Source organism: Bordetella genomosp. 10 (genome assembly GCF_002261225.1).
In the GTDB taxonomy this organism is placed as follows: Bacteria; Pseudomonadota; Gammaproteobacteria; order Burkholderiales; family Burkholderiaceae_B; genus Bordetella_C.
The window spans coordinates 1,188,654-1,209,253 of sequence record NZ_NEVM01000001.1 but is presented as its reverse complement, the minus strand read 5'-3'; the positions used below and the strand labels follow the sequence as shown (position 1 = coordinate 1,209,253).

14 protein-coding genes are annotated in these 20,600 nt (G+C 68.7%); 7 read left to right on the top strand and 7 right to left on the bottom strand.

The features are described 5' to 3' along the window. Window positions 1-68: 68 nt before the first annotated feature. On the bottom strand, window positions 69-2,294 hold the full coding sequence (locus CAL29_RS05225; RefSeq protein WP_094851880.1) for a glycoside hydrolase family 31 protein: 2,226 nt from the start codon (window positions 2,292-2,294) through the stop codon (window positions 69-71). Window positions 2,295-2,558: 264 nt separating this feature from the next. Then, a complete protein-coding gene (gene mnmD, locus CAL29_RS05220) occupies window positions 2,559-4,679 on the bottom strand; it encodes a tRNA (5-methylaminomethyl-2-thiouridine)(34)-methyltransferase MnmD (RefSeq protein WP_094851879.1) in 2,121 nt (706 codons plus the stop codon). 181 nt (window positions 4,680-4,860) lie between these two features. On the opposite strand from mnmD, the gene CAL29_RS05215 reads away from it, so the two are divergent. Further along, entirely contained in the window at window positions 4,861-5,748 is an 888-nt protein-coding gene (locus CAL29_RS05215; RefSeq protein ID WP_094851878.1) for an inositol monophosphatase family protein, read from the top strand. Window positions 5,749-5,800: 52 nt separating this feature from the next. Here CAL29_RS05215 and CAL29_RS05210 read toward each other — a convergent pair whose 3' ends face one another. Then, window positions 5,801-7,465 carry an AMP-binding protein gene (locus CAL29_RS05210; RefSeq protein WP_179283911.1) on the bottom strand — a complete coding sequence of 555 codons (1,665 nt, stop codon included), beginning with the start codon at window positions 7,463-7,465 and terminating at the stop codon, window positions 5,801-5,803. A gap of 183 nt (window positions 7,466-7,648) precedes the next feature. On the opposite strand from CAL29_RS05210, the gene CAL29_RS05205 reads away from it, so the two are divergent. Beyond that, window positions 7,649-8,848, top strand: a complete 1,200-nt coding sequence (locus CAL29_RS05205) for a M20 aminoacylase family protein (RefSeq protein WP_094851876.1) — start codon at window positions 7,649-7,651, stop codon at window positions 8,846-8,848. Window positions 8,849-8,895: 47 nt separating this feature from the next. Here the strand turns inward: CAL29_RS05205 and CAL29_RS05200 are convergent, their stop codons facing one another. Further along, entirely contained in the window at window positions 8,896-9,801 is a 906-nt protein-coding gene (locus CAL29_RS05200) for a LysR family transcriptional regulator (protein WP_094851875.1), read from the bottom strand. 193 nt (window positions 9,802-9,994) lie between these two features. Between CAL29_RS05200 and CAL29_RS05195 the strand changes: the two genes are divergently transcribed. The 4 genes from CAL29_RS05195 (at window position 9,995) to pagP (ending at window position 13,774) form a co-directional block, all read left to right on the top strand. Further along, a complete protein-coding gene (locus CAL29_RS05195) occupies window positions 9,995-11,035 on the top strand; it encodes a YeiH family protein (RefSeq protein WP_094851874.1) in 1,041 nt (346 codons plus the stop codon). A gap of 121 nt (window positions 11,036-11,156) precedes the next feature. Continuing rightward, the gene (locus CAL29_RS05190) at window positions 11,157-11,567 is read left to right on the top strand and encodes an acyl-CoA thioesterase (RefSeq protein WP_094851873.1); all 411 of its coding nucleotides are present in this window, start codon (window positions 11,157-11,159) and stop codon (window positions 11,565-11,567) included. A 12-nt stretch (window positions 11,568-11,579) separates the two neighbouring features. Then, on the top strand, window positions 11,580-13,064 hold the full coding sequence (mgtE, locus tag CAL29_RS05185; protein WP_094851872.1) for a magnesium transporter: 1,485 nt from the start codon (window positions 11,580-11,582) through the stop codon (window positions 13,062-13,064). Between the two features lie 179 nt (window positions 13,065-13,243). Next, window positions 13,244-13,774, top strand: a complete 531-nt coding sequence (gene pagP / locus CAL29_RS05180) for a lipid IV(A) palmitoyltransferase PagP (RefSeq protein ID WP_094851871.1) — start codon at window positions 13,244-13,246, stop codon at window positions 13,772-13,774. A gap of 14 nt (window positions 13,775-13,788) precedes the next feature. On the opposite strand, the gene CAL29_RS05175 is transcribed toward pagP, so the two are convergent. Further along, complete coding sequence (locus tag CAL29_RS05175) at window positions 13,789-14,400, bottom strand: gamma-glutamylcyclotransferase (protein WP_094851870.1); 612 nt, start codon at window positions 14,398-14,400, stop codon at window positions 13,789-13,791. A 230-nt stretch (window positions 14,401-14,630) separates the two neighbouring features. Between CAL29_RS05175 and CAL29_RS05170 the strand changes: the two genes are divergently transcribed. Continuing rightward, window positions 14,631-16,967, top strand: a complete 2,337-nt coding sequence (locus CAL29_RS05170; protein WP_094852727.1) for a molybdopterin-dependent oxidoreductase — start codon at window positions 14,631-14,633, stop codon at window positions 16,965-16,967. On the opposite strand, the gene CAL29_RS05165 is transcribed toward CAL29_RS05170, so the two are convergent. Further along, window positions 16,943-17,662: a VOC family protein gene (locus CAL29_RS05165; protein WP_094851869.1), complete on the bottom strand. Its 720-nt coding sequence runs from the start codon at window positions 17,660-17,662 to the stop codon at window positions 16,943-16,945. The genes CAL29_RS05170 and CAL29_RS05165 overlap by 25 nt on opposite strands. Before the next feature lie 35 nt (window positions 17,663-17,697). Continuing rightward, the gene (gene secA, locus CAL29_RS05160; protein ID WP_094851868.1) at window positions 17,698-20,436 is read right to left on the bottom strand and encodes a preprotein translocase subunit SecA; all 2,739 of its coding nucleotides are present in this window, start codon (window positions 20,434-20,436) and stop codon (window positions 17,698-17,700) included. Window positions 20,437-20,600 lie beyond the last annotated feature (164 nt).

The following is a 20,600-nucleotide window of genomic DNA, read 5'->3' as shown; positions in this document are numbered from 1 at the left end:
GTGCTCGAAGCAAAAGAAAACGCCATGGCCCTTCCGGGGAAGGAACCATGGCGCGGCGGAGGACGGCGTCAGCGTGCGCGCGAGATGCGCACTTCGGCGCCGCGGCGCTTGACCTCCAACCCTTCGGACGGCAGGATGCGCAGGCCTTCCAGGCCCTTGATGTAGCTGGACCCCTGCATCTGCATGACGCGGATCTTGTTGCGCATCACCACGGGGTTGTGCACCGGCATGCCGAACATCCAGACTTCGTCCAGGATGCGGGCCGAATTGAATTCGCCCGTATGCTGGGCGGCGGGTCCCAGGCACAGCATATGGCCCTCGCGCCCGAACACCGGGTATTGGCCCAGGCCGCATTCGACGGTCAGCACGCTGCCGCCTTCGTAACGATGGCCGGTGTTCAGGTCCCACCAAGCCTCGCCCTTGGGCAGGTAGACCTGCAGGCTCTGGCCCGGCTGCACAATGGGCGCCACCAGCAGCGCCGGTCCCAGCAGGTATTGCAGATCCCAGTCGTGGGCCTGCGGGTCGTTGGGGAAGGACATCGCCATCGAACGCTGCACCGGCAAGCCGGTGCGGGCGGCGTCCTCGATGGCGCCCAGCACGTAGGGCACCAGGCGGTAGCGCCACTGCAGCCAGGTCCGCGCATGCGCCAGCGTTTCCTCGCCGAAGGCCCAGGGCAGCAGTCGGTCCACGCCTTCGAAACAGAAATTGGCCGAGAACACGCCGAATGTCAGCCAGCGCAGATAGAGCTCCGGCGTCATGGCCTCGTGCGGCGCGGTGGCGGAGCCGAGGTTGTGCATCTGCACCGGCACGCCGCTGGCGCCGATGGACAAGGCCGTCCGCAGGCTGTGCTGCAGGCCGTGCCAGTCGTTGCTGACGGCGGGGCCCGTCTGCCACGGCAGGCGCTGCGCCCCCGGGAACAGGTCGGCGCCGGGCGCCACGCCCTCGGGCGGCACCTTGAGGCCGGCCACGGCGTCATACAGCGCGCGCCGCGCCAGCAAGGGATAGATGGTGCGCAAGGCCGGGCCCGACTCGCCGCCGCGCGCGGTGACGTTGTCGGGAATATTCGGCTGGGCATCGCCCGCCGGCGCATCCAGGCCGTCGTCGATCAACTGGCGGTGACGCTCCACCCACAGCGAATAGACGTCGCGATGCGTCAGGTCCAGCAGGCCGAAGGGCCTGCCGCCCGAGGCCGGCGTGCCGTCGAAAACCTGGGCGCCGCCCTCGTCCTTGAGCAGCAGCCAGCCGCGATCCTCGAGCTCCTCGAACAGCGGCGTGTGCAGCACGACACCGGGGAAGCCGGAGGCGCACACGTGCACGTTGTGCTTGTGGAACAGCGCGAGCATCTGCCTGGCGTCCGGGAAGCGCGTCGCGTCCCATTCCAGCAGCGGCTTGTCGGCCAGGAAGGACCAGGCCGCCGGCTGCGCCAGCGACACCGCGTCCAGCGGCAGTTGCTGCTCGCGCAGGCGCTCGATCAGGGCCGCGGTCTGCGTGGGCATTTCGCCTTCGGCCTGGCGCAGCCAGATACCCATCGCCCACAGCACGGGCTGCCCGGCGCGGCCGGTCAGGGCGGTGTACTGATTGAGCACTTCGCCCGGCTCGCCGGCGAACAGGAAAAGATCCAGGACGGTATCGTCGACCGTCACGATGTAGGCATCGTCGGCCGGCGCCACGCCCGGAGCGTGCTGCACGCGGCGGATGGTGTTGACGTAGACGCCCCAGCCCGACGGGCTCCAGGCCAGCGGCAGGGCGCGATGTTCAGGATCGTCGGAGACGACGTCCTCGCCGCGCCGGTTCAGGTCGCCCGGGGTTTCGCCCAGGCCGTAGACGCGCTCCTGCGCGCCGAGCGCGAAACCGGCGGTCCAAACCGCCTCGTTGGCGTCGTCTAGCGCGTTGTGGCCGAAACCCGGCGTGTGTTCGTTGAGCGCCGATTCGAGAACGCGCTGTTCGCCCTTGAACAAGGCCACGCGAACCGGATCGCCATGCACTTCCAGGGCCGTATCGCCCTGCGTGATGCGCCAGCCGGCGCCGTCGCCCACGGGAGCCACGGTGGCCTCGCCCACCGCCTCCTGGCGCGCCAGCAACATTTCGGCGACCGCCCGCGCGCGTGGCGTCGGCTTGTCGTCGGCGAACTGATGGGCGGGCCCGAAACGCAGGCGGAGCACGTTCGGCGCATGCGCCTCGACCACCAGGCGCAGACCGTCGCCCGCGTCGAAATCGATACGGCTGGGGCGGGCAGTCAGCAACTCGACCGTCTCGAGTTGGTTAGTGTGGGCAAAGTCGTACTTGGACGGCACAGAGCATCCCCCGCTGAAGCCAAAAAAGCACCAAAAGGCGCTATTTTGACGGATTTATCCGCTGAAATAAACTCGACCTGCTTTTTGGGGCCGCATGAGGGGGCCGACAGGCGCGCGTAAGCATGCGCCCGATCGCGAAAGCAAGCACTCATTTTGTGCGGAAGGGCACGGCGACAGACTGGCGGGGGAACCCGATATGGCGCGGATCGGCGCGCAAAATCCGCCAATTGCGTTCAACTTTTGACAAGTTATCAAGTCCGGGAGTCAGCGTGGGACGATTTCGGACAACAGGTCCGTCTCCAACGGCTGGGGCTCATCGCACAGCATGGACGCGATGAGGTCGCCGGCCAGGGCGCTCCAACTCAACCCCCGGGAGGCATAACCGGTCGCCAGGAACAGGCCCGGCGCCGCCGGAACGGGACCGATGGCGGGCAAGCGCCCCGGCAGGACGGCGCGCCAGCCGGCCCATCCCGGCAAGGGGGCCGGCCCTGCCGCATCCGTCGCACTTGCTCCACCGACAGCATTTGCCGCATCCGCAGCGCCCTCCACCCTCGCCGTCGTCCCGCCCAACGCATCGGCGAGCGCCGACAGCGCGGCCGCGGGCGCGCCGCCCAGCAGCGAGGCGGCCTTGCCCAGGCATACCGCCTGTCCCGCCGCGCTGATTTCCGCCGTTTCCGCGCCATGCACATAGGTGCTGCCCGCGACGCAGCCGCCGTCGACCGCGGGCAGCAGATAGCCCTCGCCGCCGACGATGCAGCGCGGACCGCCGTCCAGGAGGCCGGCCTCTATCCGCGCCACCTCGCCCGCCAGCGCGTGCATCCGCGCGAGGCGAGGCAGGCCTTCCAGCAAGCCGCTGGCGGCGAGCACGGCGGGCGTGCCGGCGGCATTGGCCAGGACCACCGCCGCGAATGAAGGCAAGTCGCCGCGATCGGTCTCGGCGATCCAGCCGTCGTCCCGCGACCGCAGCCGCAGGACGCGCGCGGCGCCGCGCGCGATGCCGGGCGTCGCCAGCAGCGCGTCGATCAGCGCTTGCGGCCGCACCAGCAAGCCGTCGGCGAAATACAGGCCGCCGCGCGATACCGGCAGGCCCGCCAGCCGCGCCGCTTCCTCGGCATCGACGGCGCGCACCCATTCGGCGGGAAAGCCGAGCGCCGCCAGCATTGATTCGTTGGCGGCATGCATCTCCGCCGCGGCGTCGGCGCCGTCCTGCGCGCCACGTCCACGATCGCGCGCCAATTGCAAAGTGCCGCAGCGCAGAGGCGCGGCCGGCGCCGGCAAGCCCAGCCAGCGGGCCAGCGCGCGCTGGCTGCCCGCGCGCGACAGCCGGGCGCGGAGGTTGTCGTCGCGCGAGACCAGCGGCGTCAGTGCCGCCGCCAGGTGGCCGCCATGCGGCAGGACGACCGAATGGGATGCTGGTCCAGGCAGGCCGGCGGCCGGGGAGCCTGGCGCCGGAGAGATTGGCGCCGAAGTACTTGAGGCCGGCGTGCCCAACGCCGCATGCGCATCGACCACCGTCACCGGAATCCCTCGCAACGCCAGGGCATGCGCGACGCCGGCGCCGGCCAGCCCTGCCCCCACCACCAGGACGCCGCCTGTACGCACCCGCTCGCCCAAGCGGCCGCGGTCGTGTTCACCCGCGCCCTCGTCGCCCTCCCGCGCGCCGGTCCAGCGCGCGGTCACCATATGCGTCTTTCCGCCGAAACCCGGCTCCTTGTTCACCGCGAAACCGGCGTCCTGCATGGCGCGGCGCACCGCGCCCGCGCTGCACCAGGTGGCGGCGGTCGCGCCCGGCCGCGCGTGCGCCGCCAGGGCATGGATCAGCTCGGGCGTCCACATGGCCGGATTGCGGGCCGGCGCGAAGCCATCGAGAAAGAATGCATCCGCGCCGAAACGCATGCGCGGCACGCAGGCCGCGGCGTCGCCGAACGCCAGCGTCAGCGTCACGCAGCCCTGCTCGAAATCCAGGCGATGCACGCCCGGCAGCAAGGGCGGCCATTGCCGCAGCAGCGCCTCGCCCAAGGGCCGCACGTCATCCGCGCCGGCATGCTCGCGCAACAGGCGCGCCAGATCGTCGCGCCGCCAGGGATGGGCCTCGAACGACACCATGTGCAAACGGCGCGAACGCGCCGGATCGTTGCGCCAGGCGCGCCACAAGCCCAGGAAATTCAGGCCCAGGCCGAAACCGGTCTCGCAGACCGTGAAGGCCTCCCGCCCCCGCCAGCGGCCGGGCAGGCCGTTGCCGCGCAGGAAGACATGGTCGATTTGTCCCCAGGGCCCATGCGGGGAATGGTAGATATCGCCATAGCGCTCGCTATAGGGAATGCCGCGCGCATCGGTGGCGGGCTCGGCGGGAATCAGGGGCTGGTAGGAAAACAACGAAGACATCTGCGGGTGGACCTCGCAATACGCGGCGTACCTATTGCGTTGAGCTCGAAAGCGTAGAATCGCGGGTAATGCGGCCGGCAGATTACACCCACGGGATGATCTGGCGCACGCAGCGCCGCCGCCGTCCCGCGCGGGACGAATGCCGGCGCACCGTCCTCCCTACGTACAAAGGTCACACCGCATGCCAAACACCAGCCAGACTCCGTCGACGGAAGCACCTCTCGACCTGGGCGCGGCACTGGATGCCGCGGTGACGGCGGCGCACGCCGGCGCCGCCATCCTGCAATCTTATTCGCATCACCGCGCCGATCTCGTGATCGACCGCAAGGCCCGCAACGACCTGGTCTCGCAGGCCGACCGCGAGGCCGAGGAAGCCGTCATCCAGGAACTGCGCGAGCGCACGCCGCAATTCGGCATCGTCGCCGAGGAAACCGGCGGCAAGGTCGCCGGCCGCGCGACCTGGTATATCGATCCGCTGGACGGCACCACCAACTTCCTGCACGGCATCCCGCATTACGCGGTGTCGATCGCGCTGATCGCCCACGCCGGCACGCAGGTCGCCGCCGGCACGACCGTCGAGGTCGATACGCCGGTGGTGGCCGCGATCTACGATCCCAGCCGGGAAGAGCTGTTCAACGCCGTCTACGGCATCGGGGCCTGGCTCAACGGTCATCGCATCCACTGCTCGCGCACGCAGACGCTGGACGACGCGGTCCTGGCCACCGGCTTTCCCTTCCGCGATTTTTCCTTCGCCGACCAATACATGCCGACGCTGCACCATGCCATCAACCACACGCGCGGCGTGCGGCGGCTGGGCGCGGCGGCGCTGGACCTGGCCTGGACCGCGGCCGGGCGTTTCGACGGCTACTGGGAAATGGGCCTGGCGCCCTGGGACGTGGCCGCCGGCACGCTGATCCTGCGCGAAGCGGGCGGCGTGGCCGAGGACATGTACGGCGTCGATCCCTGGCCCATCGGCGGCTACGTGGTGTCGGGCAACCCGCAGATCGCCCAGGCGTTGAAGGGCATGCTGGCGCCGCACCTGAAGGCGCCGCCGGCAAAACAGGGCTGAACCCCACAGGGCTGAACCCCGCCGGGCCGCGCCGCGGGCGCGAGCGGCCCGCTCACTGCTCGCGGAGCTCCCGCCGCAGGATCTTGCCCACGTTGCTCTTGGGCAATTCCTCGCGGAACTCCACCGTGCGCGGGCACTTGTACCCGGTGAGCCGCGCGCGGCACCACTCCTGCACCTGGGTCTCGGTCACCGTCTCGTCGTCGCGCACCACGTAGGCCTTGACCACCTCGCCGGAGTGCGCGTCGTCCACGCCGATGGCGGCCACTTCCCGCACGCCCGGCAAGGCGGCGATGGCGTCCTCGACCTCGTTCGGATAGACCTTGAAGCCCGAGACCGTGATCATGTCCTTCTTGCGGTCGACGATGCGGATGTAGCCCTGCTCGTCCATGACGCCGATATCGCCGGTGCGGAAGAAACCGTCCTCGGTCATCACCATCCGCGTCTCGTCGGGCCGGCGCCAGTAGCCGCGCATGACCTGCGGTCCGCGGATACACACCTCGCCGCGCTCGCCATAGGGCAGCGGCCGGCCCGCATCGTCGAGGATGGCGATGTCGGTCGAGGGCACCGGCAGGCCGATGCTGCCGGTATACGCCAGGGAATTGGTCGGGTTGACGGCGGCGACCGGCGAGGTCTCGGACAGGCCGTAGCCTTCGATCACCGGCCGTCCCGTCATTTTCATCCAGCGCTCCGCCACCGCGCCCTGCACCGCCATGCCGCCGCCGAAGGTCAGCCGCAAGCCGGAGAAATCGAGCGCGGCGAAGTCCGGGTTGTGCGATAGCGCATTGAACAGCGTGTTGACGCCCGGGAAGATGTTCACCGGCGTGCGGCGCCACGCCTTGACCAGCGTGGCCTGGTCGCGCGGGTCGAGGATCAGCAGGTTGCGCATCCCCGCATGGATGCCGTACAGGCCGCAGACCGTCATGGCGAAGACGTGATAGAGCGGCAGGGCGCTGAGGATGGTCAGTTGCCCGGCGATATCGTGCAGGGCGGGCCAGGCCACGGCCTCGGTCTGCAGGACGTTGTTGACCAGGTTGCGATGGGTGAGCATCGCCCCCTTGGGTATGCCGGTGGTGCCGCCCGTGTATTGCAGCACGGCCAGGTTGTCCATCGACAGCGCCGGCGGCGCGAACCCGGCGCGCTGCCCGGCGTGCAGGACGGCCGCCAGGGTGCGCGCGCCGGCGATGCGCCAGGGCGGCACCGCCTTCCTGACATGGCGCGCCACGACGTTGACCAGCGTTTCCTTCAGGCCGCCGAGCAGGTCGCCGATCGCCACCACGACCACGTGGCGCGGCGACGCCTGGCCGCGCGCCTCCTGCACCACGTGCGCGAAGCGCTCCAGCACGACGATGACTTCGGCGCCGCTGTCCTCCATCTGCCGCCGCAACTCCGCGGGCCGGTAGAGCGGATTGACGTTGACCACCACGTGGCCGGCCCGCAGCACACCCAGCATGCAGGCCAGGTAGGCGGGGACATTGGGCATCATCAGGGCCACCCGGCTGCCGGGCGCCAGATCCAGGGATTGCAGCCAGCCCGCGAAATGGCGGGCATGGCGGTCCAGCCGTCCATAGCTGATATCGGTCCCCAGGGCCGTGCAGGCGACGCGGCTGGCATAGCGGTCGCAGGCGCGGTCCAGCAAATCGACCAGGGACACGTAGCCATCGGCGGAAATATCCGCGGGCACGCCCTGCGGATAGTGGCTGAGCCATGGACGGGGCATGGTGTTAGTCTCCATTTAATCCATTTTGGGTTTGATGATACGCTCAGACGTATACGATCGCCCCGCCAGGCTTGCCCGGCGCTTCGCCGCATCCGCGGGCGCGATCGCTTCGTCCCCGGCGCGCGCCCACCGGCGCCGCCCGCAGCCGCGCCCGTCCGTGGCGCGCTCCCAATATGGTGCCTTATGAACCTGCTCGAACCCATCGTCGCCTGGCAAGCGGAGATCGCCGCCATCCGCCGCGACCTGCACGCCCATCCCGAACTGTCCTACGAGGAACACCGTACCGCCGACGTGGTCGCCGCCCGCCTGGAAGCCTGGGGCATCCCCACCCATCGCGGGCTGGGCGGCACCGGGGTGGTCGGCATCATCAAGGGCCGCACCGACAATGGCCGCGCCGTGGGGCTGCGGGCCGACATGGACGCCCTGCCCATGCAGGAAGTCAACACCTTCGAGCATGCCAGCCGGACCCCCGGCAAGATGCACGCCTGCGGCCATGACGGCCATACCGCGATGCTGCTGGCGGCGGCGCGCTACCTGGCCGACCAGCGGGATTTCGACGGCACCGTCTACGTCATCTTCCAGCCGGCCGAGGAGAACGGCGGCGGCGCCAAGCGCATGGTCGACGACGGCCTGTTCGAGAAATTCCCGATGGAAGCGGTGTTCGGCATGCACAACTGGCCGGGCATGAAGGTCGGCACCTTTGCCCTGACGCCGGGCCCCATCATGGCGTCCAGCAACGAATTCATCATCAACATCACCGGCAAGGGCACGCATGCGGGCATGCCCAACCTGGGCATCGATCCGGTGATGACGGCGGTGCAGGTGGCGCAGTCGCTGCAGACCATCATCACGCGCAACCGCAATCCGCTGGACGCCGCGGTGCTCAGCATTACGCAGATCCACACGGGCAGCGCCGACAACGTGGTGCCGACCGAGGCCGTCATGCGCGGCACGGTGCGCACCTTCACCCTGGAGACGCTGGACCTGATCGAGCGCCGCATGCGCGACATCATCGAGCACACCTGCGCGGCCATGGACTGCGAGGCCGAGTTCATTTTCTCGCGCAACTATCCGCCCACCATCAACCATCCCGAGCACGCCGCCTTTTGCGCCGAGGTCATGCGCGGGCTGGTCGGCGCGGAGAACGTCAATGCCAACGTCCAGCCCACCATGGGGGCGGAGGACTTCGCCTTCATGCTGCAGGCCAAGGCAGGCGCCTACGTCTGGATAGGCAACGGCGACGGCGCCCACCGCGAGGCGGGCCACGGCCTGGGGCCGTGCATGCTGCACAACGGCAGCTATGACTTCAACGACGACCTGCTGCCCCTGGGCGGCAGCTACTGGGTGGAAGTGGCGCGCCAGTGGCTGGGGCAGGCGCGCTGAAGGAAGCGGCGAGGCGCCTTCCCGCATAGGCGCATGGGGATCGTGCCTCATGCCACCGGCGCGGCCGCCTCCCGGCGGCACAATTCGAGAAACAGCGCGGCGGCGCGGGCGGGAGCGCCGGCATGCGGCAGCAGGATGCTCAGCGTGCGCGCCAGCCCTTCGGCGGCGCCCCCGGCCCCGATGCGCAGCGCCGCCAGCGATCCGTCCTCGTGCCGCATCGACATGGCCGAGACGAAGCCCACGCCCAGGCCGGCCCGCACCGCCTGCTTGACGCCCTCCACGCCCGCCAGCTCCAGCGCGACTTCCGGCGCCAGGCCCGCCTGCGCGAAGGCTTGCTCCACCAGGCGCCGCACCCCCGACCCCGGCTCCCGCATCACCAGGGAATAGCGCGCCAGTTCGGCCAGCGTCGCCGAGCGCGCGCCGCCCAGCGGGTGATCGGCCCGCACCACCGCCACCACTTCGTCCCGCCGCCAGGCATGCGCGCGGGTATCGGCGGGCAGGCCGGCGGGCACCTCGCCTTCGATGAACGCCATGTCCAGCAAGGGCAGCCGCTGCACGATCTCGGCGGTGTTGCCGTCCGAGAGATGCAGGGTGACGGCGGGATAGCGCTGCCGGAACTCGGCCACCAGCGCCGGCAGCAGGTAACTGGCCGGCGTCGTGCTGGCGCCCAGGCGCAGGGTCCCGGAGGCGACGTTGCGCCAGTCGTCGCGAACGGCGCGCGCCTGGCCATACGCCTGGCGCAGCAGCCGCGCCTGTTCCGCCAGCCGCTCGCCGGCGCTCGTCAGCGCCACGCCGTGGCCGCGGCGGCGGTAGAGGGGTTCGCCGAACCATTCCTGCAGGGCGCGCAGTTGGCCGGACACCGCCGGCTGCGACAGATGCAGCAGTTCGCCGGCCCGGCTGATGTTGCCGGTATCGGCGACGTAGGCGAAGGTCAGGAGCTGTTCAGGGGTCATGGCGCTTCGATCGGTGAATCGTGGATGAGGGCGGGACGGCTTCGGCCCCGGCGCGACGGCCGCCTCCATGGCGATGCCGCGGCGTGACGCACACGTTATCCGAATTCCTGATATTACATATTCAATAATGCCATTTTTCAAATATCGACGGCGGACCTAATATTTCTTGTAGTTATTTATTTATAAAGAAACCATGTCCTCCACTGCCCTCCCCCTCTCCTCGCCCTGGCGCGACAAGCTCAACGGGGTGTTGTTCGTCGGCCTGATGGCCGCCGCCGTGGTCCAACTGGCGGACCTGCCCGCCATCCGCAACCTGGGCTTTTCGCCCCTGGTCGTCGGCATCGTCTGCGGCATGATCTACGGCAACTTCCTGCGCGGCACCATGCCGGCGGACTGGGGCGTGGGCGTGAACTTCACCGCCCGCAAGCTGCTGCGCATCGCGGTGGCCTTCTATGGCCTGAACATCAGCATCCAGCAGATCGCCGCCGTCGGCCTGCCTGGCCTGGCGGTGTCGGTGGCGGTGGTGGTCGGCACCCTGGTCCTGGGCACCGTGGTGGGCCAGCGCCTGCTCGGCCTGGACCGCGACACGGCCATGCTGACCTCCGCCGGCAGCGCCATCTGCGGCGCCGCGGCGGTGCTGGCCTTCGAACCCACGCTGCGCGCCCAGCCGCACAAGAGCGCGGTGGCGGTGGCCACGGTCGTCCTGTTCGGCACCCTGTCCATGTTCCTCTACCCGGTCTTCTACCGGGCCGGCTGGCTGCATTTCGACACCCAGGCGCTGGGCATCTACATCGGCGGCACGGTGCACGAAGTGGCCCAGGTGGTGGGCGCGGCCAGCAATATCGACCCGGCCACCACGGAAGTCGCCACCATCGTCAAGATGACCCGCGTCGCCCTGCTGGTGCCGGTGCTGCTGGTGCTCGGCCTGTGGCTGCGCGGCAGCCGCGCCGGCGGCGCCGACGGCGCGCCGGCGGCCAAGCTGCCGGTGCCCTGGTTCGCGGTGGGCTTCCTGGTGCTGGCCGTCGTCAATTCCCTGCACGTGCTGCCCGAGCCGGTCATCGCCGTGGCCAAGCGCCTGGACGTGTTCGCGCTGACCATGGCCATGACCGCGCTGGGCATCGAGACGCGCTTCAGCCAGATCCGCAAGGCCGGCCCGCGCGTCATGGCCCTGGGCCTGATCATCTACGCCTGGCTGATTTTCGGCGGCTACGCCATCGTCAAGCTGGCGACCTGAGGCCAAGCTGACGCGCGGGCGCGACGGCCGGCCGCCCATGCCGGCCGCCGGACCCCGCCGCCACAAACGCCAGCGCATTTTTCCTGCATAATCGGCCGGTTCTCCGTTAGGAACCGGCCTCATGACTTCCACCAAGCCCCACCACTCGAATTCCCTGCCCAAGGACCGCGAACCGGTCCTGCGCGTCATGCCCCTGCCGGCCGACGCCAACGTGCACGGAGACGTGTTCGGCGGCTGGATCATGGCCCAGGTGGACATCGCCGGATCCATCCCCGCGGCCCGGCGCGCCGCCGGGCGCGTCGCCACCGTGGCGGTCAACTCCTTCGTCTTCAAGCAGCCCGTGTTCGTCGGCGATGTCTGCAGCTTCTACGCGGAAGTCGTCAAGACCGGCACCACCTCGGTGACCGTCTCCGTCGAGGTCTATGCGCAGCGCCACCGCCTGGATGCCGAAGTCGTGAAGGTCACCGAGGCCACCCTGGTCTACGTCGCCACGGACGACGCCCGCCACAGCCGCCCCCTGCCTACCCTCTGACGAATTCCACGCATGACGGAAGCCGCCGCCGCGACCAAGTCTTCGCCCCCCGCCCGCCACGCCCCCCGGCGCCTCGATCCCGAGGACGCCCAGCACGCGCTGGCGGAAGTGCATGAACTGCTGCGCCGCCAGGAGGTGGTGGCCAACCTGGTCCACCGCCAGGAGGAAGGCGACGACAAGGCCGACCTGGTCGAACAACTGGTGCAGCGCCAGCACGAAGCCGAACTCAAGGCCCTGGTCGACGGCCTGCACCCGGCCGACATCGCCTTCATCCTGGAGTCGCTGCCCAAGGCCGAGCGCCAGAACGTCTGGCGCCTGGTCAGCCCCGAGCACGACGCCGACGTGCTGCTCGAAGTCGAGGACTGGGTCCGCGAATCGCTGATCGAGGCGATGGACCGGCAGGACCTGGTCGCCGCCACCGGCAACCTGGACGCCGACGAGCTGGCCGACCTGGCGCCCGACCTGCCGCCCGACGTGGTGGCCGAGGTGCAGAAAGGCCTGACCGAGGAAGAACGCGCCCAGTTGCTGGAAGCGCTGGGCTACCCCGAGGACAGCGTCGGCGCCATCATGGACTTCGAAATGGTCCGCGTGCGCGAGGACGTGACGCTGGAAGTGGTGCTGCGCTACCTGCGCCGGCTGCATGAACTCCCCGACCACACCGACCAGATCTTCGTGGTCGACCGGCAGGACAAGCTGCAAGGCATCCTGCCCTTGTCCACGCTGCTGGTCAGCGAGCCGGAAACCGACGTGCGCGAGGTCATGACCACCGACTATCTGTCGCTGGCGCCGCTGGATTCCGACGCCGACGCCGCCGGCGCATTCGAGCGCTACGACCTGGTCTCCGCGCCGGTGGTCGACGACCAGGGCCGCCTGATCGGCCGCGTCACCATCGCCGACGTCGTGGACGTGATCCGCGAAGACTCGCAGGAACAGGACCTGTCGCGCGCCGGCCTGCAGGAAGAGGACATCTTCGCGCCGGTCAAGATGGCCCTGCGCAACCGCGCGCCCTGGCTGCTGTTCAATCTCTGTACGGCGGCCACGGCCTCCTTCGTCGCCTCGCGCTTCGAGGATACGGTCAGCCACATCGTCATCCTGGCCTTCCTGATGTCCATCGTCGCCGGCATCGGCGGCAATTCGGGCAACCAGACCATGACCATGATCATCCGCGCCCTGGCGGTCGGCCGCATCACGGGCCGCAACCTGTGGCAACTGGTCAAGCGCGAGTTGCTGGTGACCTTCCTGGTGAGCCTGTGCGGCAGCGTGGTGGCCGCCGGCTTCGCCTGGGGCATTTCACGCTCCATTTCCATCGCCCTGGTCATGATGGCCGCGATGATATGCAACATGCTGGTGGGCGCGTCCGTGGGCGTGCTCGTACCCATGGTGCGAGCACGCTTCGGCAAGGACCCCGCCATCGGCTCGTCGGTCCTGCTGACCTTCGCCACCGATTCGCTGGGGTTTTTCATCTTCCTGGGGCTGGCCACCATCTTCTTGTTGTAAAGCCGACCATTCAACAATTTGTTGCGCCATAGGCAAAAAAGACAGCGCCAAATTCGACAACTTCCTCACGTTCCGGTCGTCATACTGGAACGTTGTCATCCGCGTGACATACAAGAGGGAGTTAGATCTTGGTCAAAAAAACAATCGTTCATCGCGCGCGGCTCGGCGTCGCGACGCTCATGCTGGCCGCGGCCGGCGCCGCCTTGCCGGCCACGGCCTCCGCCTGCGACAGCATGCCCGGCTGGATCCAGTTCGCCTGTAACCGGGCCGACCAGATCTGGAGCACGGGGAGCGACGATCTCTATATCTCGGGCTATGCCTGGCACAATCGGGCGGCCTATTCCGCCGACAAGATCAAGAGTTTCCGCGAGGAATCCTGGGGCGCCGGCTACGGCCGCAGCCTCTACGATTCCGACGGCGACTGGCACGGCCTGTACGGCATGGCCTTCCTCGATTCGCATGGCCACGTCGAGCCCATTGCCGGCTACGGCTACCAAGCCATCGGCCGCGTGGGCAACGACCTGCGCTTCGGCATCGGGTACACGGTGTTCCTGACGGCGCGCCAGGACATCTTCCACTACATCCCCTTCCCCGGCGTGCTGCCGCTGGCGTCGGTCGGCTACGACAAGGCGACCTTCTACGCCACCTATATCCCGGGCGGCAAGGGCAACGGCAACGTCCTGTTCATGTTCGGGAAGTGGTCGTTCTGACGCGGCGGCGCCGGTCAATAGGCCGGCATCAGCCGCCGCACCAGGGCGCCCAGGCGGCAATCCTCGATACCGTTGTCCCGCAGCGCCCTATCGGTTTCCACGACGTATTCGAGACAGGCGCCCGAACGGCCGACCGCCGTCCGGATGGCGGCCATGCGGCTTTCCTCGGTGAGTTCGCCGGCGTAGTTGGCGCAGCCGCGATTGAGCACGAAGACCAGACCGCTGACGCAGCCCGCGTCGCCATGGCAGTTCAGCCAGCGCGGCGTGTAGGCGCCGTCTATCATCTCGCGTTCCCACAGGGCCGCGAAGGCCACGGGAACGTCGGCGGCCGCCACGCGGAAGGCGACGCCGCGGCAGCAGCCGCCGCGATCCAGACCGAAGACCAGGCCGGGGATTTCACGCGAACCGCGATGATGATGGGACCACAGGCAGAGCGAGCGGTGGTAGCCCTTGACGGTGGTGATGCGGCGTTCCTGCCAGGCGAAGCCCGGGCGCCAGATCAGCGAACCGTAAGCAAAGACCCAGAGGTCGTCGACGCCGTTCCAGTGCCGCAAGACACTGTCCAAAGAATCATGCTCCGGCATTTGCGCCGGGATGCACGCCAACTCAGAGACTACCGCCGACATAGTGACGCAACCTATCCGTTTGCCCGTTCGCTCCGTTCGGGTCAGTGGCTATCCTAAACCCCGGCATGGAAAAAAGGATCGCACGATGACGGCCGCGTGACCGCCTGAAATAAAAATCACGTTCGCGTTGTGGCGTCACAACGAAAATTTTTGCTCTCCGCCCGCGCGGCCGCCCGCGGGCGCGGATGGATGCATGCGCCGCCCGGCGGGATCTGGGCGACAATGCGCGGATGTCCGCCGTCACCCGCCACCCTACGCTATCGCATTGGGGCGCCTATACCGCGCTGGTCCAGGATGGCCGCCTGATCGCCTGCGAGCCCTTCCCGCACGACCCGGCCCCCTCCAGCCTGATACATGCGATGCCCGCCATGGTCCACTCGCCCCTGCGCGTGCGGCGGCCGGCGGTGCGCGAGGGCTGGCTGCGTAATCGCGACACCGCCGGCCGGGGCAGCGACCGCTACGTGGAAACGAGCTGGGACCAGGCGCTGCGGCTGGTGCATGAAGAACTCCAGCGCGTGCGCGCCGAACACGGCCCGCACGGCGTCTTCGGCGGCTCCTACGGCTGGGCCTCGGCCGGACGGGTGCATAGCGCGATCACGCAGACCCACCGCTTCCTCTATGCGGGCGGCGGCTGCGTGGAGCAGGCCGGCAACTACAGTTGGGGCGCCGCGCAATTCCTGCTGCCCCACGTCATCGGCACGTACAAACCGCTGACCGGCCGCGTCACCGACTGGAACAGCGTGTCGCGCCACACCGACCTGCTGCTGGCCTTCGGCGGCATGCCCTTGCGCAACGCGCAGATGATCGCCGGCGGCGCCGGCGCCCACACCACCGAGCACTGGCTGCGCCGCACCGCCGAGCGCGGCGCGCGCTTCGTCATCGTCTCGCCCACCCGCGGCGACGTGCCGCCCTGGCTGGACGCGGAATGGATTCCCATCCGCCCCAACACGGACGTGGCCATGATGATCGCCATGGCCCATACCCTGCTGGCGGAGTCGCGCCACGACGCGGCTTTCCTGCATACCCATTGCGAAGGCTATGCCGCCTATGCGGCCTATCTGCGCGGCGACGGCGACGGCCAGCCCAAGGACGCCGAGTGGGCGCAGGCCATCTGCGGCGTGCCCGCCGCCACCATCCGCGGCCTGGCGCGCAACGCGGCCGGCTGCCGCACCCTGATCAACTGCACCTGGTCGCTGCAACGCGCCCATCGCGGCGAACAGCCCTACTGGGCCAGCATCGCGCTGGCCGCCATTCTGGGGCAGATCGGCCTGCCCGGCGGCGGCTTCTCCTTCGGCACGGGCTCGATCAACAGCGCCTCCAATCCGCGGCCGGACGTGGCCGGCCCGGAAATGCCGGAACTGCGCAATCCTGCGCCGCGCAACATCCCGGTGGCGCGCATCGCCGACATGCTGCTGGCGCCCGGCGCCGAATACCAGTTCAACGGCCGCACCGGCATCTATCCGGACGTCCGCCTGGTCTACTGGGCGGGCGGCAACCCCTTCCATCACCACCAGGACCTGAACCGGCTGGCGCGGGCCTGGCGCAAGCCGGAAACCATCGTCGTGCACGAAAGCTGGTGGACGCCCACCGCCAGGCGCGCCGATATCGTCCTGCCCGCCACCACCACGCTGGAGCGCAACGACATCGGCGGCTCCACGCGCGACCGCTACGTCTTCGCCATGCACCAGGCGCTGCCGCCGCAGGGCGAGAGCCGCAGCGACTTCGACATCTATCGCGAACTGGCGGCGCTGGGCGGCTTCGAAGCGGCCTTCACCGAGGGCCGCGGCGAAATGGACTGGATCCGCCACGTCTATGCCCGCATGGGCGAGCGCTGGCGCAAGGGGCCGATCCCCATGCCGTCGCCGCCGCCGTTCGAGGCGTTCTGGGAACGCGGCTACCTGGAGCTGCCGGAGAGCGAGCGCGACTTCATCCTGTTCGAAGACTTCCGGCGCGACCCGGCCGCGCATCCGCTGCAAACGCCGTCCGGCCGCATCGAACTCTATTCCAGCAAGGTCGCGGGCTTCGGCTACGAGGATTGCCCGCCCCACCCCTGCTGGCTGCCGCCCGCCGAGTGGCTGGGCGCCCCCGCGGCGCAACGCTGGCCGCTGCACCTGATCACCAGCCAGCCGGCCGACCGCCTGCACTCCCAGCTAGACCCGGCGCCGCAATCGCGCCGGCACAAGATCCAGGGCCGCGAGCCCATACGCATCCACCCGGACGACGCGGCGCGCCGCGGCATCAAGGACGGCATGCTGGTTCGCGTATTCAATGCGCGCGGCGCCTGCCTGGCGGGCGCCATGCTGGACATCGGCGTCAGCCCGGGCGTGCTGGTCATGTCGACGGGGGCCTGGTTCGATCCCGGCAAGGAGCTGGAACGGCATGGCAACCCCAACGTGCTGACGCTGGATATCGGCACGTCGCAACTGACCCAGGGCACCAGCGCGCAGTCGGCCCTGGTGGAGATCGAACCCTGGACGGGGCCGGCGCCGGAAATGCGGGCCTACGAATCGCCCCTGGCGCGGGACGCCGGGGACGAAGACGGTCAGACGCCGATATCCAGGGAGTAGTGGCTGCCGGCGCGGTTTTCCAGCGTCAGCGCCGCCAGTCCCGCCTGGCTCGCGGCGGCGTCGGCGGCGACGTGCAGGCGCGCATTGCCCAATAGCACGTCCCAGCCCTCGCCGGCCGCTTCGGCGGGCACGTCGGCCACGCGCGCGATGGCCTCGGCCGTGGCGCGCGCGTCGGGGGCGCGCGCATCGATGCGGATCACCGCCCGGGCGCCATTGGGATGGGTCATCAGCGACGGCATCCAGACGTACTCCGGCGTGATGTGGCGGCAGAAATACATGCGGATCCCGGGCACGGGCTGCTCGGCGAAGCGCACGGTATGGAATTGCGCCTCGACCTCCTGCCCCTCGAAGCGCGCGTTGCGCTTGAGCACTTGCACCGGATTGACGGCGTAGCCCGCGTCGCGCAGGCGTTCATAGGTGGCCTGCGCGTCGTTGGTGCGCAGCACCAGCGCTTCCAGGCCCAGCGGCGAATCGGCGATTTCCTTGCGCGCCGGCGGCTTGCCGGGCGGCCAGCCCAGCAGCTCGATATACGCGCTTTCCAGGACGATCAGGCGATTCCACGACCCCAGGTTGTGGATCGCCGTCTCGCTGAGGGTATAGCCCTGGCGCTCGAAGTGCGGCGCCAGCTCCTGCAGGCGATCGCGCACCATGATCACGGCATGATCGAACTCGGTACGTCCCACCGCATGCAACATGGCGTTCTCCTCTGGCGCGCCCGCCGCGGCCCCGGTCAGACCAGCTTGCCGTGGCACTGCTTGTACTTCTTGCCGCTGCCGCAGGGGCAAGGATCATTGCGTCCCACCTTGGGCAGCACGTTGCGCTGCGGCGTCTGGCCCTGCGGCTTGTCGTCCTGGCCGGCCAGGGCCTCGTCGTAGTCCGAATGGTGGTACTGCACGTTCTGCACGTGCGGCTGGGCGGCTTCCGCCTCGGCCTCGGCGACCTGCTCCTGCGACTGGATGCGCACCGTCATCAGCACGCGCACGACGTCGTCGCGAATGCGGTCCAGCATGCCGGAGAACAGTTCGAAGGCTTCGCGCTTGTATTCCTGCTTGGGGTTCTTCTGCGCATAGCCGCGCAGATGGATGCCCTGGCGCAGGAAGTCCAGCGAGGAAAGGTGCTCGCGCCAGTGCTGGTCGATCGCCTGCAGCATGATGGAGCGTTCGAACTGCGCCCATCCCTCCGCGCCGACCTGCTCCGCCTTGCCGCGGTAGACGTCGCGCCCGGCCTGCAGCACGCGCTCCAGCAGGTCGTCGTCGGTCAGGTTGGGTTCCTTTTCCAGGATTTCGGTCAGCGGCAACGCGATCTGCCAATCGCCTTCCAGCGTGCGCTGCAGGCCGGGAATGTCCCACTGCTCCTCGACCGAGTCGGCCGGTACGAAGCTGCGGAACATCTCGGTCACGGCGGCGTCGCGCAGGTTTTCCACGGTCTCGCCGACCGTGGTCGCCTGCAGCACGTCGTTGCGCTGGGAATAGAGCACCTTGCGCTGGTCGTTGGCGACGTCGTCGTATTCCAGCAGTTGCTTGCGGATGTCGAAGTTGCGGCCTTCGACCTTGCGCTGCGCGGTCTCGATGGAGCGCGTCACCATGCCCGCCTCGATCGGCTCGCCCTCGGGCAGCTTCAGGCGCTCCATGATGGCGCGGACCCGGTCGCCCGCGAAGATGCGCATCAAGGGATCTTCCAGCGACAGGTAGAAGCGCGAGGAACCCGGGTCGCCCTGGCGGCCGGCGCGGCCGCGCAACTGGTTGTCGATACGGCGCGACTCGTGGCGTTCCGTGCCGATGATGCGCAGGCCGCCCGCGGCCTTGACCTGCTCGTTCATCGGCTTCCATTCGTCGCGGATCCTGGCGATGCGCGCTTCCTTGTCGGCTTCGCTCAGGTTGGCGTCGGCCCGCACCAGGTCGACCTGCTTGTCGACGCTGCCGCCCAGCACGATGTCGGTGCCGCGGCCCGCCATGTTGGTGGCGATGGTGATGCGGCCGGGCTTGCCCGCCTCGGCCACGATCTCCGCTTCGCGCGCGTGCTGCTTGGCGTTGAGCACCTCGTGCGGGAGCTTGGCGCGCTGGAGCAGGCCGGACAGCAGCTCGGAATTCTCGATGCTGGTGGTGCCCACCAGCACGGGCTGCCCGCGCTGGTGGCAGTCGCGGATATCTTCCAGGATGGCGTTGTACTTTTCCTGGTTCGTCTTGAAGACCTGGTCGTTCTGGTCCTTGCGGATCATGGGCTTGTTGGTCGGGACGATGACCGTCTCCAGCCCGTAGATCTCCTGGAACTCATAGGCTTCCGTGTCGGCCGTGCCGGTCATGCCCGACAGCTTGTCGTACATGCGGAAGTAGTTCTGGAAGGTGATCGACGCCAGCGTCTGGTTCTCGTGCTGGATCTTGACGCCTTCCTTGGCCTCGACCGCCTGGTGCAGGCCGTCGGACCAGCGGCGGCCCGCCATCAGGCGGCCGGTGAATTCGTCGACGATGACCACCTCGCCGTCCTGCACCACGTATTGCTGGTCGCGGAAGAACAGCGTATTGGCGCGCAGGGCGACCATCAGGTGGTGCATCAGCGCGATATGGCGCGGGTCGTACAGCGATTCGCCTTCCGGCAGCAGGCCCAGGCGGGCCAGGATCTGCTCGGCGTGCTCGTGGCCGGCCTCGGACAGGTAGACCTGCTGGCTCTTTTCGTCGACCCAGTAATCGCCTTCCGGTTCCGGCTCCTGCGGCTTGGGCTCGGACGCCATGCGCGTCAGCAGCGGTGGCACCTCGTTCATGCGGATGTAGACCTCGGTGTGATCCTCGGCCTGGCCGGAGATGATCAGCGGGGTCCGCGCTTCGTCGATCAGGATGGAGTCCACTTCGTCGACGATGGCGTAGGCCAGTTCGCGCTGGCGGCGGTCCTCGACGCGATACTCCATGTTGTCGCGCAGGTAGTCGAAGCCGAACTCGTTATTGGTGCCGTAGGTGATGTCGGCGGCGTAGGCGGCCTTCTTTTCCTCGTTGGGCTGCTGCGGCACCACCACGCCGGTGGACATGCCGAGGAAACGGTACAGGCGCCCCATCCATTCCGCGTCGCGGCGGGCCAGGTAGTCGTTGACGGTGACGACGTGCACGCCGCGGCCCGACAGCGCGTTCAGGTACACCGGCAAGGTCGCCATCAGCGTCTTGCCTTCGCCGGTGCGCATTTCGGCGATCTTGCCGTTATGCAGCGTGATGCCGCCCAGCAACTGCACGTCGAAATGGCGCATGCCGAAGACCCGCTTGCCGGCCTCGCGAACGACGGCGAAGGCTTCGGGCAGGAGGTCGTCCAGCGAGGCGCCTTCCTTGTAGCGGTTGCGGAACTCGTCGGTCTTGGCGGCCAGCGCTTCGTCCGACAACGCGGCGATGCCGGACTCCAGGCCGTTGATCTGGCTGACGGTCTTGCGATATTGCTTCAGCAACCTGTCGTTGCGACTGCCGATGAGTTTCTTGAGCAGAAAAAGCATGCGTATTTGGGCCGCGCGCCAGGCCTTCCCATGCGGGGACGCCCGTCGTGCGGCGATCTTTTAGTTGGTGGAGCGGACGCGTCCGCCGGCAAACGATCGAGTGTAACGCACCTGGGGATCGAGCCCCCGGTGGAGTGACGGGAATGTCACGCCGTGACCGGCGT